The following is a 15,434-nucleotide window of genomic DNA, read 5'->3' on the forward strand; positions in this document are numbered from 1 at the left end:
GATGCCATCGCAGGCAAGCCAGCTCCCACAGACAACCAGCGCCCCCACTGTCCCCGCATGATCAGGACATTTTTGTATGCCCACTGCCCTCCACCGCTTCATCCTCGCCGTGCTGTTGTTGCTGCCTTTGGCCGCACACGCCAGCGACGCCGAAGACTTCATCAACGCCAACCCGATGCAACAAGCCAAGCTGCTCCAGGACTGGGCCGCCCAGCCTGACCCGGCGCGCATCGAGCTGGTGGATGCCCTGCAACAAGGCCAACTTAACGTCAACGGCGAAACCAAGACCGTACGCCTGAACAACCGTCTGCGCGGCCTGATCGACAACGTCCAAGCCAGCCAGCAACTGCTCGCCGCCGATCCCAAGGTTCGCCTGGCGGCAGCTCGAACCCTGCAAAAAAGCGCTGTGCCTGCGCAGTTGAAATTCCTCGACCAGCAGGTCGCCGCCGAAACCGACGAGGATGTGCACAGCGCCCTCAGCCTGGCCCTGGCCAACCTGCAACTGGTGGACACCGACCCTGCGGTGCGACTGGCCGCCGTGCGTCTGCTCGGCAGCACCGGCGACCCGCTGGCCCGCACGCGCCTCGAAGCGCTGCTCGCGCCGGGCGTGGAAACCGATGCCGCCGTGCACACCGCCGCCGAAACCAGCCTGGCCCAGGTCAAACGCAAACTGATGGTCGGCGAGATCCTCGGGCAGGCGTTCAGCGGCATGTCGCTGGGCTCGATTCTATTGCTGGCGGCACTGGGTCTGGCGATCACCTTCGGCCTGCTCGGCGTGATCAACATGGCCCATGGCGAGATGCTGATGCTCGGCGCCTACTCCACCTATGTGGTGCAGCTGATGATGCAGCGCTATGTGCCCCAGGCCATCGAGTTCTACCCGCTGATCGCGCTGCCGGTGGCGTTCTTCGTCACCGCCGCCATCGGCATGGCCCTGGAACGCACGGTGATTCGTCACCTCTATGGCCGACCACTGGAAACCCTGCTCGCCACCTGGGGCATCAGCCTGATGCTGATCCAACTGGTACGCCTGGTGTTCGGCGCGCAGAACGTCGAAGTGTCCAACCCCGCCTGGCTGTCCGGCGGTATTCAAGTACTGCCCAACCTGGTGCTGCCGTACAACCGCATCGTCATCATTGCCTTCGCGCTGTTCGTGGTGGTGCTCACCTGGTTGTTGCTGAACAAGACACGCCTGGGCCTTAACGTGCGCGCCGTCACCCAGAACCGCAACATGGCCGCCTGCTGCGGCGTGCCCACCGGGCGCGTGGACATGCTCGCCTTTGGTCTGGGCTCCGGCATCGCAGGCCTTGGTGGCGTGGCCCTGAGCCAGATCGGCAACGTCGGCCCGGACCTGGGCCAGAGCTACATCATCGACTCGTTCCTGGTGGTGGTACTCGGTGGCGTCGGCCAGTTGGCCGGTAGCGTAATGGCAGCCTTCGGCCTGGGTATCGCCAACAAGATTCTTGAACCGCAAATCGGTGCCGTGCTCGGCAAGATCCTGATCCTCGCGCTGATCATTCTGTTTATCCAGAAACGCCCGCAAGGACTCTTCGCACTGAAAGGACGGGTGATCGACTGATGAACCAGCCATTGATGCTTACGGCCACGCAAAAGGCCGGCCCCAAGGTGACGATCGCCGTCGGCGTGGTGATCCTGTTCCTGCTGCTGGCGCTGCCACTGTGTTCGCTGCTGGCGCCGGACAATCCACTGCATGTATCGGCCTACACCCTGACGCTGGTGGGCAAGATCCTCTGCTACGCCATCGTCGCGCTCGCGCTGGACCTGGTGTGGGGCTATGCCGGGATGTTATCCCTGGGCCACGGTCTGTTCTTCGCCCTGGGCGGTTATGCCATGGGCATGTACCTGATGCGCCAGGCATCCGGCGATGGGTTGCCGGCGTTCATGACGTTTCTGTCCTGGACCGAATTGCCCTGGTACTGGACCGGCACCGACAACTTTCTCTGGGCACTCTGCCTGGTGGTACTGGCCCCGGGATTGCTCGCGCTGGTGTTCGGCTTCTTCGCCTTCCGCTCGCGAATCAAAGGCGTGTATTTCTCGATCATGACCCAGGCCCTGACCTTTGCCGGAATGCTGCTGTTCTTTCGCAACGAGACCGGCTTTGGCGGCAATAACGGCTTTACCAATTTTCGCAGCATCCTGGGCTTTGGCATTACAGAACCTGGCACACGGGCGGTGTTGTTTGTGGCCACGGTGCTGTTGCTGGTAGCCAGCCTGTACATCGGCTGGCGCCTGGCGCAGAGCAAGTTCGGCCGCGTGCTGACCGCCTTGCGCGATGCCGAGAACCGCCTGATGTTCTGTGGTTACGACCCGCGTGGCTTCAAGTTGTTCGTGTGGGTGTTGAGCGCAGTGTTGTGCGGGTTGGCGGGGGCGCTGTATGTGCCGCAGGTGGGCATTATCAACCCCAGCGAAATGTCGCCGACCAACTCCATCGAGGCCGCCGTATGGGTCGCCCTCGGCGGGCGGGGCACACTGATCGGGCCATTGCTCGGCGCTGGGGTGGTCAACGGCATGAAGAGCTGGTTCACGGTGGCGTTTCCCGAGTACTGGCTGTTCTTCCTGGGGGCGCTGTTCATCATTGTCACCCTGTACCTGCCCAAGGGCGTTATCGGCCTGCTGAAGAAATGAGGAACGTCATGCTTGAACCTATTTTCGATGCGGGCAGCGGCCGCGATGCGATCGGTATCGGCCAGGCCGCAGGCAAAGGGCTCAACACCCGCCACGGCACCATCCTGACCCTGGAAGATATCAGCGTCAGCTTCGACGGTTTCAAAGCGTTGAATGACCTGAACCTGTATATCGGCGTCGGCGAATTGCGCTGCATCATCGGTCCCAACGGCGCGGGCAAGACCACGTTGATGGACGTGATCACCGGCAAGACCCGGCCCAGCCACGGTAGGGCCTGGTTCGGCGAAACCCTGGACCTGACCAGCATGAGCGAAGTGCAAATCGCCCAGGCCGGTATCGGCCGCAAGTTCCAGAAGCCTACGGTGTTCGAAGCCCTCAGCGTGTTCGAAAACCTTGAGCTGGCGCAGAAGACCGACAAGTCGGTGTGGGCCAGCCTGCGGGCGCGCCTGAGTGGCGAGCAAAAAGACCGCATCGATGAAGTGCTCGACACCATCCGCCTGACCGCCTCGGTGCATCGGCCCGCGGGTTTACTGTCCCACGGCCAGAAGCAGTTCCTGGAAATCGGCATGTTGCTGATGCAAGACCCGCAACTGTTGCTGCTCGACGAACCGGTGGCCGGCATGACCGACGCCGAAACCGAATTCACTGCCGAACTGTTCAAGCGCCTGGCCGGCAAGCATTCGTTGATGGTGGTGGAGCACGACATGGGCTTTGTCGGCTCCATCGCTGATCACGTCACCGTGTTGCACCAGGGCAGCGTATTGGCCGAAGGGTCGCTGGAACAGGTGCAGGAAAATGAGCGGGTGATCGAGGTCTACCTCGGTCGCTAACGCTGACACGAACTGCTTTATGTGGGAGCTGGCTTGCCTGCGATGGCGTCACCTCAGTGTCACACAAACACCGAGTCGCCTGCATCGCAGGCAAGCCAGCTCCCACATTTGATCCGGTTCCCGCAGGGGGATTGAAGAGGTATTGAGAATGCTGCAAGTCGACAAACTGCACCAGTACTACGGCGGTAGCCACATCCTGCGCGGGCTGTCCTTCGACGTGAAAATCGGCGAAGTCACCTGCCTGCTCGGCCGCAACGGCGTGGGCAAGACCACCCTGCTCAAGTGCCTGATGGGCTTGCTGCCGGCCAAGGAGGGCGCGGTGAATTGGGAAGGCAAGGCCATCACCGGCTTCAAGCCGCACCAGCGTGTCCATGCCGGGATCGCTTATGTGCCTCAGGGCCGGGAGATTTTTGGCCGGCTGACGGTGGAAGAAAATCTGCTGATGGGGCTGTCGCGCTTCCCCGGTTCCGAAGCCAGGGAAGTGCCCGCGTTCATCTACGAGCTGTTTCCGGTGTTGCTGCAGATGAAGCATCGACGCGGCGGCGATTTGTCCGGGGGCCAGCAGCAACAGTTGGCGATTGGCCGCGCCCTGGCCAGCCGCCCGCGCCTGCTGATCCTCGATGAGCCCACCGAAGGTATCCAGCCGTCGGTGATCAAGGAGATCGGTGCGGTGATCAAGAAGCTTGCCGAGCGTGGCGACATGGCGATCCTGCTGGTGGAGCAGTTCTACGACTTCGCTGCCGAACTGGCCGACCACTACCTGGTGATGTCACGCGGTGAAATCGTGCAGCAGGGCCGCGGTGAAAATATGGAGAGCGAAGGTGTACGCGGCCTCGTAACCATCTAATCTGTGGCGTCACGACATTAAGCCAAAAACCATGAACCTGCCCGTTTCCCCTGCCCTGTTCACCCCCAGCTGGCACGCCGCGCTGGAACTCGGCTACGCGCGTTTCGGCGACACCACGCGCCCGGTATTGCGCCGCCACCTGGGCCCGCTGCGCGTGCAAAAGCACCTGTACGCCGAAGGCCCCCAGGTGTGCCAGCACATCATCGTGCACCCGCCCGGCGGAATTGCCGGCGGCGATCGCCTGGACATCAGCGCCCACGTCAGCGCCGGTGCATGGGCGCAGTTGACCAGCCCCGGCGCCGCCAAGTGGTACCGCGCCAGCGGCCCGGCATTTCAGCAACTTGAGTTGACCGTCGAGGCCGGCGCGACCCTGGAATGGCTGCCCCAGGAAACCATCGTGTTCAGCGCCGCCCAGGCCGAACTCACTACGCGCATCGAGCTCTCGGGCGATGCGCGGTTGTTCTACTGGGACGTGGTCGCCCTGGGGCGCCCGGCCAGCGGCGAGCGGTTCGACCTCGGCCACTTTCAATCACACCTGGATATTCGCCGCGACGGCCAGTTGCTCTGGCATGAGCGCCAGCGCATTGTGGGCGCCGATGGGTTGCTGGATTCGCCCATCGGGCTGGATGGGCAGCCGGTGTTTGCCACGTTGCTGGTGACGGGTGAGGTCGATCCTGAATTGCTTGAGCATTGCCGCTCGCTGCCCCACGCGGTGCGCGGAGATTTGACCCAACTGCCTGGGTTGCTGGTGGCGCGTTGTCTGGCCGAGGAAGCGCTGTTGGCGCGGGGGTGGTTGATTGATTTATGGCGGCTGTTGCGCCCGGCAGTGCTGGGGCGAGAAGCCGTCGCACCACGAATCTGGAGCACATGAAGATCAACAAGTGAAACTGAGTTTATGTGGGAGCTGGCTTGCCTGCGATGGCGGTGTGCCTGATACACCGCTATCGCAGGCAAGCCAGCTCCCACACCGGCCTGTTTCCACAGGGGATCTGCGGTGTTTTTATGAATGCTGTTTGAAGGACCTTGAACCATGGATTTGACCCCACGGGAAAAAGACAAACTGCTGATCTTCACCGCCGGCCTGGTGGCCGAGCGCCGCTTGGCGCGCGGCGTGAAGCTCAACTACCCGGAAACCATCGCCTATATCTCGGCCGCGCTGATGGAAGGCGCTCGCGATGGCCGCACCGTGGCCGAGTTGATGCACTTCGGCACCACCTTGCTCAGCCGCGAGCAAGTGATGGAAGGCATCCCGGAAATGATCCCGGATATCCAGGTGGAAGCCACCTTCCCCGATGGCACCAAGCTGGTGACTGTCCACCAGCCAATCGCGTGAGGCCCGGCCATGATTCGTGATGCTACCGAGCAAGACCTGCCGGCGATCCGCGACATCTACAACGACGCGGTGCTCAACACCACGGCGATCTGGAACGAACAACCGGTGGACCTGGCCAACCGCCAAGCCTGGTTCAGCGCACGCCAGGCGCAGCAGTACCCGATCCTGGTCGCGGTGGAAAACGACGAAGTCACCGGCTACGCCTCATTCGGCGACTGGCGACCTTTCGAAGGCTTTCGCTATAGCGTCGAACACTCGGTGTACGTGCGCAATGACCAGCGCGGCAAAGGCCTCGGTCCACGCCTGATGCAGGCCCTGATCGAGCGCGCCCGCAGCTGCGGCAAGCACGTCATGGTCGCCGCCATCGAAAGCGGCAACCTGGCCTCGGTCCACCTGCATGAACGCCTGGGTTTCATCACCACCGGGCATATGCCGCAAGTGGGCATCAAGTTCGGCCGCTGGCTGGACCTGACCTTTATGCAACTGACCTTGAACCCGGGCGCCGAACCGCCCAAGGAGTGAGATCGATGAACGCTGCACAACTGCGTCGAGTCAATGCTGAAAGTTTTGCCCATTACCGCCTGGGCTTGATCGAGTTGTTGCTGGACGCGGTGCAGCATGGCGCGTCGGTGGGCTTTATGGCCGACTTCGATGAGGCCCAGGCCCGCGAGTATCTGGCCGGCGTGCAAGCCGGTATCGAAGACGCCAGCCTGCTGTTGTGGGTGGTGGTACGTGAAGAACGGGTAGTCGCCAGTGTACAACTGGCGCTGTGCCAAAAGGCCAATGGCCTCAACCGCGCCGAAGTGCAAAAGTTGCTGGTGCACAGCAGCGCCCGCCGCCATGGCCTGGGCCAGCAATTGATGCACAGCCTGGAGCTCGCCGCACGCCAGCACAAGCGCGGCCTGCTGTATCTGGACACCGAGGCCGGCTCCGGCGCCGAAGCCTTCTATCAGTCGCTGCGCTACATCAAGATCGGTGAGCTGCCCGATTACTGCCAAAGCCCGGACGGGCGCTACAGCCCGACCGCCATCTACTACAAGACCCTGGGGCAACCGGCATGATTCCTGGTGAATATCAGATCCAGCCTGGCGAGATCGAACTGAATGTCGGCCGCCGCACCGTCACCTTGAGCGTGGCCAATAGCGGCGACCGGCCGATTCAGGTGGGCTCGCATTACCATTTTTTCGAGACCAATGACGCGCTGGAATTTGACCGTGCAGCGAGCCGCGGTATGCGCCTGAATATTCCGGCAGGCACGGCGGTTCGGTTTGAGCCGGGGCAGCGTAGGGAGGTGGAGTTAGTCGATTTGAGCGGCGGGCGCCGGGTGTTCGGGTTTGCCGGTCGAATTATGGGCGACCTCTAGGGCCTCATCGCAGGCAAGCCGGCTCCCACCTTTTGACAGTGTTCACAAATCAAAATGTGGGAGCGGGCTTGCCCGCGATAGCGATCTCACATTCAACACAATTAATCAGGGCAACCACATGAAAATCAGCCGCCAAGCCTACGCCGACATGTATGGCCCCACCGTCGGCGACAAGGTCCGCCTGGCCGACACCGAGCTGTTTGTCGAAGTCGAACAGGACTTCACCGTCTATGGCGAAGAAGTCAAATTCGGCGGCGGCAAGGTGATCCGTGACGGCCAGGGCCAGAGCCAGTTGCTCGCCCATGAGGTAGTGGACACCCTGATCACCAATGCGCTGATCATTGACCACTGGGGCATCGTCAAGGCTGACGTTGGCTTGAAGAACGGTCGCATCCATGCCATCGGCAAGGCCGGCAACCCGGATATCCAGCCCGGCGTGACCATGGCCATTGGCGCCAGCACCGAAGTGATCGCCGGTGAAGGCATGATCCTCACCGCCGGCGGCATCGACTCCCATGTGCACTTCATCTGCCCGCAGCAGATCGAAGAAGCACTGACCAGCGGCGTCACCACCATGATCGGTGGCGGCACCGGGCCGGCCACCGGTACCAATGCCACCACCTGCACGTCGGGGCCGTGGCACCTTGCACGGATGCTGCAGGCCAGTGATTCGTTCCCGATGAACATCGGGTTCACCGGCAAGGGCAACGCCAGTTTGCCCGAGCCGTTGATCGAGCAGGTCAAGGCCGGTGCCATTGGTTTGAAGCTGCATGAAGACTGGGGCACCACGCCCGCCAGCATTGATAACTGCCTGAGCGTCGCCGACCAGTACGATGTGCAGGTGGCGATCCACAGTGACACGCTCAACGAGTCGGGCTTCGTCGAAACCACCCTCGCCGCGCTCAAGGGCCGCACCATTCACACTTACCACACTGAAGGTGCCGGTGGCGGCCACGCACCTGACATCATCAAGGCGTGCGGTTACCCGAACGTGCTGCCCAGTTCTACCAACCCGACGCGGCCATTCACCCGCAACACCATCGACGAGCACTTGGACATGCTGATGGTCTGCCATCACCTGGACCCGAGCATCGCCGAAGACGTGGCCTTCGCCGAGAGCCGCATCCGCCGCGAGACCATCGCCGCCGAAGACATCCTGCATGACCTCGGCGCGTTCTCGATGATCAGTTCAGACAGCCAGGCCATGGGCCGTGTCGGCGAGGTGATCACGCGCACCTGGCAGACCGCCGACAAGATGAAAAAACAGCGCGGCCCACTGCCAGGTGACGGCCCCGGCAACGACAACTTCCGCGCCAAGCGCTACATCGCCAAGTACACCATCAACCCGGCGATCACCCACGGCGTGAGCCATATCGTCGGTTCCGTCGAAGTCGGCAAATGGGCGGACCTGGTGTTGTGGCGCCCGGCGTTTTTCGGTATCAAGCCGACCCTGATCCTCAAGGGCGGCGCGATTGCGTCGAGCCTGATGGGCGATGCCAACGCCTCGATTCCCACACCGCAACCGGTGCATTACCGCCCGATGTTCGCCAGCTTCGGCAGCTCGCTGCACGCCACCAGCCTGACGTTTATCAGCCAGGCGGCACAGGACGCCGGCCTGCCCGAGGCCCTGGGATTGAAGAAGCAGATTGCAGTGGTCAAGGGCTGCCGCGATGTGCAGAAAAGCGACCTGATCCACAACGATTACCTGCCGGATATCGAGGTTGATCCGCAGACCTATCAGGTCAAGGCCGATGGCGTACTGCTGTGGTGTGAACCGGCTGAAGTCCTGCCGATGGCGCAGCGATATTTCCTGTTCTAGCTCAAACTCATGTGGCGAGGGAGCTTGCTCTCTCGCCACAGGACCTTAGAACTGCTCGCGTGGGTTAAAAGCGGCTTTTTGCGCCAGCTCCTGCCACAACGCTTTCACATCCTCATTGCCCGCAGGGGGCATGACCGCCTTCAACTGGATGAACAGGTAGCCACGTTGCCCGGCCTTGTTCAGCAAGCCATGGCCCTTGGCGCGCATACGCTGGCCATTCTGGCTGCCGGCAGGCACCTTGAGGTTGATCTTGCCGGTCAGGGTCGGCACTGCCACTTCCGCACCCAAGGCCAACTCCCACGGGGCCAGCGGCAGGTTGATGACCAGGTTCTCGCCATCGACCTCGAACTTGGGGTGCGGCGCAAACTTGATGATCAGGTACAGGTCGCCATTGGCGCCACCGCCAATGCCTGGCGCGCCCTGGGCCTTGAGACGGATGCGCTCCCCGTCGGCTACACCGGCGGGGATCTTCACATTCAGGCTCTTGACGCTATTGCTGACATGCCGGCCAGAGGCGTCGTATTGCGGCACCTGAAAGCTGATCTGCTTGGACTCGGCCGACAGGGTTTCCTCAAGGGAGACCGACAGCTGCATCTCCACATCCTGGCCCTTGCGCCCGGTAGGACGACGTTGGCCACCACCGAAAGCATCGCCGCGCGAGCCAAAGATCGAGCTGAAAAAGTCCGAGAAATCGCCCGCGTCCTGGCCTCCGCCAAAGCCGCCACGGCTCTGCCAGCCCGGCGGGCCCTGGAACGGCTGGCCATGCTGGCCGTATTTGCGCAATTCGTCGTACTCGGCTCGCTTGTCGGCGCTTTTAAGCGCTTCATAGGCTTCGGACGCGTCCTTGAATTTCTCTTCGGCGTCTTTTTCCTTGCTCACATCGGGGTGATATTTGCGCGCGAGCTTGCGATAGGCAGCCTTGATTTCCTTGTCATCGGCCGTCGGCTCGACACCCAGAATCTTGTAGTAATCTTTGAAATCCATCGACGGTTCACCATCCTTTATCGAGATCGCACTGCCCGGGGCGCAACGTGCGCTGGTTTGCACCTGGTGAGGGTTGCGGCCTGGGGGTACGTCAAAGTGTTATCGGCATCAGCCGTATGCAACAGATGTGGGGGCAAATCCCGTACTTTCAAGCACGATTTAACGGATGGTTGGCCTACGCAAGCGCTTGCGACTGGCATACACTGCGCGGCCGTTTTTCAACCGGAACCCGATAGACATGAAAAACCCATCCCCAGCCCGTGCCTGCGGCATTGACTTCGGCACGTCCAACTCCACCGTCGGCTGGATCCGCCCCGGCATGGAAACGCTGATCGCGCTGGAGGACGACAAAATCACCCTGCCGTCGGTGGTCTTCTTCAACTTTGAGGAGCGCCGCCCGGTGTACGGTCGCCTGGCGCTGCACGAATACCTGGAGAACTACGAAGGCCGCTTGATGCGCTCGCTCAAGAGCCTGCTGGGTTCCAAGCTGATCAAGCACGACACCAGCGTGCTTGGCACTGCAATGCCTTTTACCGACCTGCTGGCGCTGTTTATCGGCCAACTCAAGAGCCGCGCCGAAGCCAACGCGGGGCGTGAGTTCGAAGAAGTGGTATTGGGCCGCCCGGTATTCTTCGTCGATGACGACCCGATGGCCGACCAGGAAGCCGAGAACACCCTGGTGGACGTGGCGCGCAAGATCGGCTTCAAGGACATCTCGTTCCAGTACGAACCGATTGCGGCGGCGTTCGACTACGAGTCCACCATTGAAAAAGAGGAGCTGGTGCTGATCGTCGACATCGGCGGTGGTACCTCCGACTTCTCCCTGGTGCGCCTGTCGCCGGACCGCCGTCACAACGACAACCGCCAGAGCGACATCCTCGCCACCGGTGGCGTGCACATCGGCGGAACCGATTTCGATAAGCAACTCTCGCTGGCCGGCATGATGCCGCTGTTCGGCTACGGCAGCCGCATGAAGAGCGGCGCCTACATGCCTACCAGCCACCACATGAACCTGGCGACCTGGCACACCATCAACTCGGTGTACTCGCAAAAGTCCCAGCTGGCCCTGGGCAGCATGCGCTACGACATCGAAGACACCGGCGGCATCGACCGCCTGTTCAAGCTGATCGAACAGCGCGCCGGGCACTGGCTGGCGATGGAAGTGGAAGAGACCAAGATCCAGCTGACCCAGGCAGACAGCCGCCATGTGCCATTGGACCGTATCGAAGCCGGCCTGAGCGTGGACCTGAGCCGGGCGCTGTTCGAGTCCTCCATCGACAACCTGCTCGAACGCGTGCGCGGCAGTGTCACGCAACTGCTCAATGACGCCTCGGTGAGCGTGGCCCAGGTGGACACGGTGTTCTTCACCGGTGGTTCCAGCGGCATCCCCGCGTTGCGCCACAGTATCTCGGCGATGCTGCCGAATGCGCGGCATGTGGAAGGCAATATCTTTGGCAGTATCGGCAGCGGGTTGGCGATTGAAGCCAGCAAGCGTTATGGGTCTTAAGCGGTAAGTTTTCAGCTGCAAGCGGCAAGTAAAAGCCAATCTGCTTCCACTTGCAGCTTGCAGCTTGTAACTCGCATCTGCGCCTAAACCATCCCACCCAACTTCAGCTCACTCTTCAGATACGCATAGTAAATCGGCCCTGCCACCACCCCCGGCAAACCGAATGCGGCTTCAAACACCAGCATCGCCAGCAGTAACTCCCACGACTTGGCACTGATCTGCCCGCCGACGATGCGCGCGTTGAGGAAGTACTCGACCTTGTGGATCACGATCAAATACCCCAGCGCCGCTACCGCCACCCAGATCGACAGCGACAGCGCGACGATGGTGATCAGGGTGTTGGACATCAGGTTGCCGATCACCGGCAGCAAGCCGAGCAGGAAGGTCAGCACGATCAGGGTTTTGGTCAGCGGCAGGTGGATGCCGCACAGCGGCAGCACCACGGCGAGAAACACGGCGGTGAAAGCCGTGTTGAGCGCGGCGATTTTGATCTGGGCGAAGACGATGTTGCGAAACGCCTGAACCAGCAGGTGCAAACGGTCGAACAGCGCGGCGGCCAGGGGTTTGCGTTTGGTCAGGTCGGGCACCCGTTGCAGGGCGATGATGGCGCCGAGCACCATGCCGATCAGCAAGGTGACGAACATATGGGCGGCGTCTTTGCCGACCAGTTGCAGTTCGCTCAAGTGCTTGCTCATCCAGTCGCCGATGGCCACGCGAAACTCGGCGGCGCTGGCGGGCAGGTAGGCGTCGATGAACGGCGGTAACTGGCCGCGTGCGCGGTCGACCACGCCCATGAATTTATCCAGGGAAGCCCCGGGGTTTTCAGCTTCGTGGAGCAGGAAGCTGATGGCGCCGGCGAAGATCAAGGTGAGTACGCTGACGATCAGGGTGCCCAGCAAGGCCACCGCCAGCCAACGGGCGCGCCGGCCTTCGATCAGTCGTTGCAGTTGGGGGGTGAGCATGTTGACCAGTTCATAGACCAACAGGCCGGCCAGCAGGCTGGGCAGCAACTTCAGCGGCAGCACCAGCAGCAACCCGCCGAAAATGATGATGTAACTGGCCAGCAACAACACATGACGCTGAGAAAACGTTGGCATACAGCCTCAAAACGAACGGCGTTAAAGGATGGGCAGTCTGCCAGCGTTGCAGGCATCAAGCGAGGGGGGACGACTGTGAATGCGATCAAGTGTGGGAGGGGGCTTGCTCCCGATTACGGAGGATCAGCCAATGAATCGATTGACTGACACGGCGCTATCGGGAGCAAGCCCCCTCCCACATTTGATCTGCAGCGCCTGCGAAATCGTGATTAACCTTTGAGGCAGGTGCTCATGAATGTTTTACGCGCATCGCCGGTCAACGCTTTGGTTTTAGCCGACGCATTGCAGTCCTTCATCTTCTGCTGCTGCGGCGTCAGGGTCTTGGCATCGTTGGCGGCAGGCGCCGACAGGCAGGTCTTCATGAAGGCCTTGCGGTCATCGCCCTTGAGGGTCTTGGTGGTGGCTTCGGCATTACAGGTGGTCATTTTGTTCTGCTGGGCAGTGGCGGCAAAACCTTGTGAACACAGCAGCAGGCCCATCATCAACAACGGAATACGCAGCATCTTCATGGAGTTTTCTCCCTGTTACCGTGCCGACGGGCACGGCCTACAGCGCAGTGTAGTCAAAAGCTGTTACAACTTCACCGGCCACGAATATTCGTCCGTCGGTAGTGCTCCGGGGTGCAACCAGCATGGCGTTGGAACATGGCGATAAATGCCGAGGCGGTGCTGTAGCCCAAATCAAACGCCACGTGCTGCACGCTGCGATCACTGTCCAGGGCTTCGATGGCCGCCAGGTAGCGCAGGCGCTGGCGCCATTCACCAAAACTCATACCCAGCTCGCGCACAAACTGACGCGCCAGGGTGCGTTCGCTCACATGTACCTGCTCAGCCCATTGCCCGAGCGGGCGATTGTCGGCGGGCTGCGCCTGCATACCTTCCAGCACCCCCAGCAGCCCGGGGTGGCGGGCGTAGGGCAGGAAGCCATCATGGATCGGCGCCTGCTTGAGTTGGTCCACCAGCACCTGGGCCAGGCGGATATCCGCGTCCGATTGCGGGATATTCACGTCGCGCTGGGCGAAATCGCTGAGGATGGCCTTGAGAATATCGCTGATCGTCAGCGTGCACGGCGCTTGCGGCAACTGCTCGCAGAGCGTCGGCGCCAAGCCCACCGAACGATAGACAATCGCCTGGGCGTTGTAGGAGCTGTGTTCGGTATTGGGCGGAATCCACACCGCGTACTGCGGCGGCGACATAAAACGGCTGCCAGCCACCTCCATGCGCATCACGCCGTTGGCTGAATAGTCCAATGACCCCCAGCTGTGCCGGTGCGGGGTGCACTCGGTATCGGGTGCGAAATCGGAATAGCGAAAGTACACAGGGCTCGGCAGGCGGGGGAAATCCGCCAGGCGTACGGTATGTCGGGGCATGTTGTCTGGATTCAGAGGTCGGTTGTCTGGATCGCAGTATAGGCTTCGATCCAGACAGGGGATAATCGCGCCTCGTCAATACACTGGGTTTCTTTCGATGCAATACGCGTATCCGCTGCTGGCCATCTTTATCTGGGCCGGCAACACCGTGGTCAACAAATTGGCCGTGGGCTCGATTTTCCCGGCTGAAATCGGCTTTTACCGCTGGCTGTTCGCAGCACTGCTGTTCACCCCGTTCATGCTCAAGCCGGTCGTTGCCAACTGGGCGCTTATCCGTCCCAACCTGGGCAAGATCTTCATCCTCGGCGTGCTGGGCATGGCGGTGTATCAAAGCCTGGCCTATTACGCCGCCACGCTGACCAGCGCCACCAACATGGGCATCATCCTCTCGCTGATGCCGCTGATGGCGTTGACCGCCGCGATTATCAGCCTGGGGCAACGCCTGACCTTCGGCGCTCTGACCGGCGCGGTGCTGTCGTTCGCCGGTGTTGTGGTGGTGGTATCGTCCGGCAGCCTGGGCGCGCTGTTGCAACACGGGGTCAACCTGGGTGACGGCATGATGCTGGTGGCGACGCTGGCTTATGCGGTCTACAGCACCCTGCTGAAAAAATGGCAACTGCGCCTGCCACCGTTGGTGCTGCTGTATTTGCAGGTGCTGGTGGCGGTGGTGGTGCTGCTGCCGCTGTACCTGTTCTCGGCCAAGGCCGGTTTGGGCTGGACGAATATTCCGCTGGTGCTGTACGCCTGCCTGCTGGCTTCAATGCTGGCGCCGCTGGCGTGGATGCACTCGGTGAAGACCCTGGGGCCAAGCCGTACCACGCTGTTTTTCAACCTGCTGCCGTTGATTACCGCACTGATCGCAGCAGTGGTGTTGAAGGAAGAGTTGGCGCTGTATCACCTGGTGGGTGGCTTGCTGACCCTGGGTGGAGTGATCCTGTCGGAGCGCTGGACCACACCGGTCAGACGTGCTCATGACACATCCTGTTAAATCCGATAAAACTTTTCGCCTGGCCCGGGACTCACAACCTATAGCGATCACGCCGGCAGAGCGTGGCGTACAACCGGATTAGCCCCAGGAGATTGAAATGACTGAAGCACACTTGACTGACATTGCGACCCTGCGCAGCCGCGCCCGCCAGAATGTCGAAAACGGTGCCGTGACCGAAGGCTACGACGCCGACCGTCAGGAAATCATCCGCCTGCTCAACGAGTCGCTGGCCACTGAGCTGGTTTGCGTGTTGCGCTACAAGCGTCACTACTTCATGGCCAACGGCCTGAAAGCCAGCGTGGCTGCCGATGAGTTCCTTGAACACGCCACCCAGGAAGCCGAGCACGCCGACAAACTGGCCGAGCGTATCGTGCAACTGGGCGGCGAGCCGGAGTTCAACCCCGACCTGCTGTCGAAGAACTCCCACGCTCAATATGTGGCAGGCAACTCGCTCAAAGAGATGGTCTACGAAGACCTGGTAGCCGAGCGCATCGCGGTGGACAGCTACCGTGAAATCATCCAGTACATCGGCGATAAAGACCCGACTACCCGTCGCATCTTCGAAGACATCCTGGCCCAGGAAGAAGAGCACGCCGATGATATGGCGGATATTCTGCAGGACCTCTGACAGGTCGCAGTTCAAACCCCAGG

Annotated in this window: 17 protein-coding genes; 13 read left to right on the forward strand and 4 right to left on the reverse strand. The window is 61.4% G+C overall.

Annotated elements, in window-relative coordinates:
- Positions 1 to 76: 76 nt before the first annotated feature.
- From urtB to ureC, 10 genes are all read left to right on the forward strand, one after another.
- A complete protein-coding gene (urtB, locus tag J1G33_RS21730) occupies positions 77 to 1,579 on the forward strand; it encodes an urea ABC transporter permease subunit UrtB (RefSeq protein ID WP_148852887.1) in 1,503 nt (500 codons plus the stop codon).
- On the forward strand, positions 1,579 to 2,646 hold the full coding sequence (gene urtC / locus J1G33_RS21735) for an urea ABC transporter permease subunit UrtC (RefSeq protein ID WP_223018725.1): 1,068 nt from the start codon (positions 1,579 to 1,581) through the stop codon (positions 2,644 to 2,646). Before urtB ends, urtC begins: the two co-directional genes overlap by 1 nt.
- Positions 2,643 to 3,476: an urea ABC transporter ATP-binding protein UrtD gene (urtD, locus tag J1G33_RS21740; protein ID WP_087149500.1), complete on the forward strand. Its 834-nt coding sequence runs from the start codon at positions 2,643 to 2,645 to the stop codon at positions 3,474 to 3,476. Before urtC ends, urtD begins: the two co-directional genes overlap by 4 nt.
- Positions 3,477 to 3,624: 148 nt before the next feature.
- Positions 3,625 to 4,323, forward strand: a complete 699-nt coding sequence (urtE, locus tag J1G33_RS21745) for an urea ABC transporter ATP-binding subunit UrtE (protein ID WP_078820165.1) — start codon at positions 3,625 to 3,627, stop codon at positions 4,321 to 4,323.
- Positions 4,324 to 4,354: 31 nt separating this feature from the next.
- On the forward strand, positions 4,355 to 5,194 hold the full coding sequence (locus tag J1G33_RS21750) for an urease accessory protein UreD (protein WP_223018726.1): 840 nt from the start codon (positions 4,355 to 4,357) through the stop codon (positions 5,192 to 5,194).
- Between the two features lie 159 nt (positions 5,195 to 5,353).
- Entirely contained in the window at positions 5,354 to 5,656 is a 303-nt protein-coding gene (gene ureA, locus J1G33_RS21755; protein ID WP_032878149.1) for an urease subunit gamma, read from the forward strand.
- 9 nt (positions 5,657 to 5,665) lie between these two features.
- Positions 5,666 to 6,178: a GNAT family N-acetyltransferase gene (locus J1G33_RS21760; RefSeq protein ID WP_032878150.1), complete on the forward strand. Its 513-nt coding sequence runs from the start codon at positions 5,666 to 5,668 to the stop codon at positions 6,176 to 6,178.
- Between the two features lie 5 nt (positions 6,179 to 6,183).
- Positions 6,184 to 6,717, forward strand: a complete 534-nt coding sequence (locus J1G33_RS21765) for a GNAT family N-acetyltransferase (protein WP_223018727.1) — start codon at positions 6,184 to 6,186, stop codon at positions 6,715 to 6,717.
- Positions 6,714 to 7,019 carry an urease subunit beta gene (locus J1G33_RS21770; protein ID WP_122732365.1) on the forward strand — a complete coding sequence of 102 codons (306 nt, stop codon included), beginning with the start codon at positions 6,714 to 6,716 and terminating at the stop codon, positions 7,017 to 7,019. The genes J1G33_RS21765 and J1G33_RS21770 overlap by 4 nt, the downstream gene beginning before the upstream one ends.
- A gap of 118 nt (positions 7,020 to 7,137) precedes the next feature.
- Positions 7,138 to 8,838 carry an urease subunit alpha gene (gene ureC / locus J1G33_RS21775; protein ID WP_078820161.1) on the forward strand — a complete coding sequence of 567 codons (1,701 nt, stop codon included), beginning with the start codon at positions 7,138 to 7,140 and terminating at the stop codon, positions 8,836 to 8,838.
- A gap of 45 nt (positions 8,839 to 8,883) precedes the next feature.
- Here ureC and J1G33_RS21780 read toward each other — a convergent pair whose 3' ends face one another.
- Positions 8,884 to 9,822 carry a DnaJ C-terminal domain-containing protein gene (locus J1G33_RS21780; protein WP_032878155.1) on the reverse strand — a complete coding sequence of 313 codons (939 nt, stop codon included), beginning with the start codon at positions 9,820 to 9,822 and terminating at the stop codon, positions 8,884 to 8,886.
- Positions 9,823 to 10,060: 238 nt separating this feature from the next.
- Between J1G33_RS21780 and J1G33_RS21785 the strand changes: the two genes are divergently transcribed.
- Positions 10,061 to 11,329 (forward strand): Hsp70 family protein, encoded by a 1,269-nt coding sequence (locus J1G33_RS21785; protein WP_078820160.1) that lies wholly within the window; start codon positions 10,061 to 10,063, stop codon positions 11,327 to 11,329.
- An 83-nt stretch (positions 11,330 to 11,412) separates the two neighbouring features.
- Here J1G33_RS21785 and J1G33_RS21790 read toward each other — a convergent pair whose 3' ends face one another.
- The 3 genes from J1G33_RS21790 to J1G33_RS21800 all read right to left on the reverse strand — a co-directional run bounded on the left by J1G33_RS21790 (position 11,413) and on the right by J1G33_RS21800 (position 13,795).
- Positions 11,413 to 12,426, reverse strand: a complete 1,014-nt coding sequence (locus tag J1G33_RS21790) for an AI-2E family transporter (RefSeq protein WP_032878157.1) — start codon at positions 12,424 to 12,426, stop codon at positions 11,413 to 11,415.
- Between the two features lie 209 nt (positions 12,427 to 12,635).
- A complete protein-coding gene (locus tag J1G33_RS21795) occupies positions 12,636 to 12,935 on the reverse strand; it encodes a PsiF family protein (protein ID WP_005784310.1) in 300 nt (99 codons plus the stop codon).
- A 71-nt stretch (positions 12,936 to 13,006) separates the two neighbouring features.
- A complete protein-coding gene (locus tag J1G33_RS21800) occupies positions 13,007 to 13,795 on the reverse strand; it encodes a helix-turn-helix transcriptional regulator (RefSeq protein WP_005784308.1) in 789 nt (262 codons plus the stop codon).
- 97 nt (positions 13,796 to 13,892) lie between these two features.
- Here J1G33_RS21800 and J1G33_RS21805 point away from each other — a divergent pair, with 97 nt between their 5' ends.
- The gene (locus J1G33_RS21805; protein WP_103733894.1) at positions 13,893 to 14,783 is read left to right on the forward strand and encodes a DMT family transporter; all 891 of its coding nucleotides are present in this window, start codon (positions 13,893 to 13,895) and stop codon (positions 14,781 to 14,783) included.
- A 97-nt stretch (positions 14,784 to 14,880) separates the two neighbouring features.
- Positions 14,881 to 15,411 carry a ferritin-like domain-containing protein gene (locus J1G33_RS21810; RefSeq protein ID WP_005784304.1) on the forward strand — a complete coding sequence of 177 codons (531 nt, stop codon included), beginning with the start codon at positions 14,881 to 14,883 and terminating at the stop codon, positions 15,409 to 15,411.
- Positions 15,412 to 15,434 lie beyond the last annotated feature (23 nt).

The sequence above is a fragment of the Pseudomonas sp. P867 genome (assembly GCF_019891455.1).
GTDB lineage: Bacteria > Pseudomonadota > Gammaproteobacteria > Pseudomonadales > Pseudomonadaceae > Aquipseudomonas > Aquipseudomonas synxantha_A.

Excerpts from the sequence above, each read along its gene's own strand:
- urtB (WP_148852887.1), top strand. The coding sequence starts at position 77 with ATGCCCACTGCCCTCCACCGCTTCATCCTCGCCGTGCTGTTGTTGCTG.
- urtC (WP_223018725.1), top strand. The coding sequence starts at position 1,579 with ATGAACCAGCCATTGATGCTTACGGCCACGCAAAAGGCCGGCCCCAAG.
- urtD (WP_087149500.1), top strand. The coding sequence starts at position 2,643 with ATGAGGAACGTCATGCTTGAACCTATTTTCGATGCGGGCAGCGGCCGC.
- urtE (WP_078820165.1), top strand. The coding sequence starts at position 3,625 with ATGCTGCAAGTCGACAAACTGCACCAGTACTACGGCGGTAGCCACATC.
- J1G33_RS21750 (WP_223018726.1), top strand. The coding sequence starts at position 4,355 with ATGAACCTGCCCGTTTCCCCTGCCCTGTTCACCCCCAGCTGGCACGCC.
- ureA (WP_032878149.1), top strand. The coding sequence starts at position 5,354 with ATGGATTTGACCCCACGGGAAAAAGACAAACTGCTGATCTTCACCGCC.
- J1G33_RS21760 (WP_032878150.1), top strand. The coding sequence starts at position 5,666 with ATGATTCGTGATGCTACCGAGCAAGACCTGCCGGCGATCCGCGACATC.
- J1G33_RS21765 (WP_223018727.1), top strand. The coding sequence starts at position 6,184 with ATGAACGCTGCACAACTGCGTCGAGTCAATGCTGAAAGTTTTGCCCAT.
- J1G33_RS21770 (WP_122732365.1), top strand. The coding sequence starts at position 6,714 with ATGATTCCTGGTGAATATCAGATCCAGCCTGGCGAGATCGAACTGAAT.
- ureC (WP_078820161.1), top strand. The coding sequence starts at position 7,138 with ATGAAAATCAGCCGCCAAGCCTACGCCGACATGTATGGCCCCACCGTC.
- J1G33_RS21780 (WP_032878155.1), bottom strand. The coding sequence starts at position 9,822 with ATGGATTTCAAAGATTACTACAAGATTCTGGGTGTCGAGCCGACGGCC.
- J1G33_RS21785 (WP_078820160.1), top strand. The coding sequence starts at position 10,061 with ATGAAAAACCCATCCCCAGCCCGTGCCTGCGGCATTGACTTCGGCACG.
- J1G33_RS21790 (WP_032878157.1), bottom strand. The coding sequence starts at position 12,426 with ATGCCAACGTTTTCTCAGCGTCATGTGTTGTTGCTGGCCAGTTACATC.
- J1G33_RS21795 (WP_005784310.1), bottom strand. The coding sequence starts at position 12,935 with ATGAAGATGCTGCGTATTCCGTTGTTGATGATGGGCCTGCTGCTGTGT.
- J1G33_RS21800 (WP_005784308.1), bottom strand. The coding sequence starts at position 13,795 with ATGCCCCGACATACCGTACGCCTGGCGGATTTCCCCCGCCTGCCGAGC.
- J1G33_RS21805 (WP_103733894.1), top strand. The coding sequence starts at position 13,893 with ATGCAATACGCGTATCCGCTGCTGGCCATCTTTATCTGGGCCGGCAAC.
- J1G33_RS21810 (WP_005784304.1), top strand. The coding sequence starts at position 14,881 with ATGACTGAAGCACACTTGACTGACATTGCGACCCTGCGCAGCCGCGCC.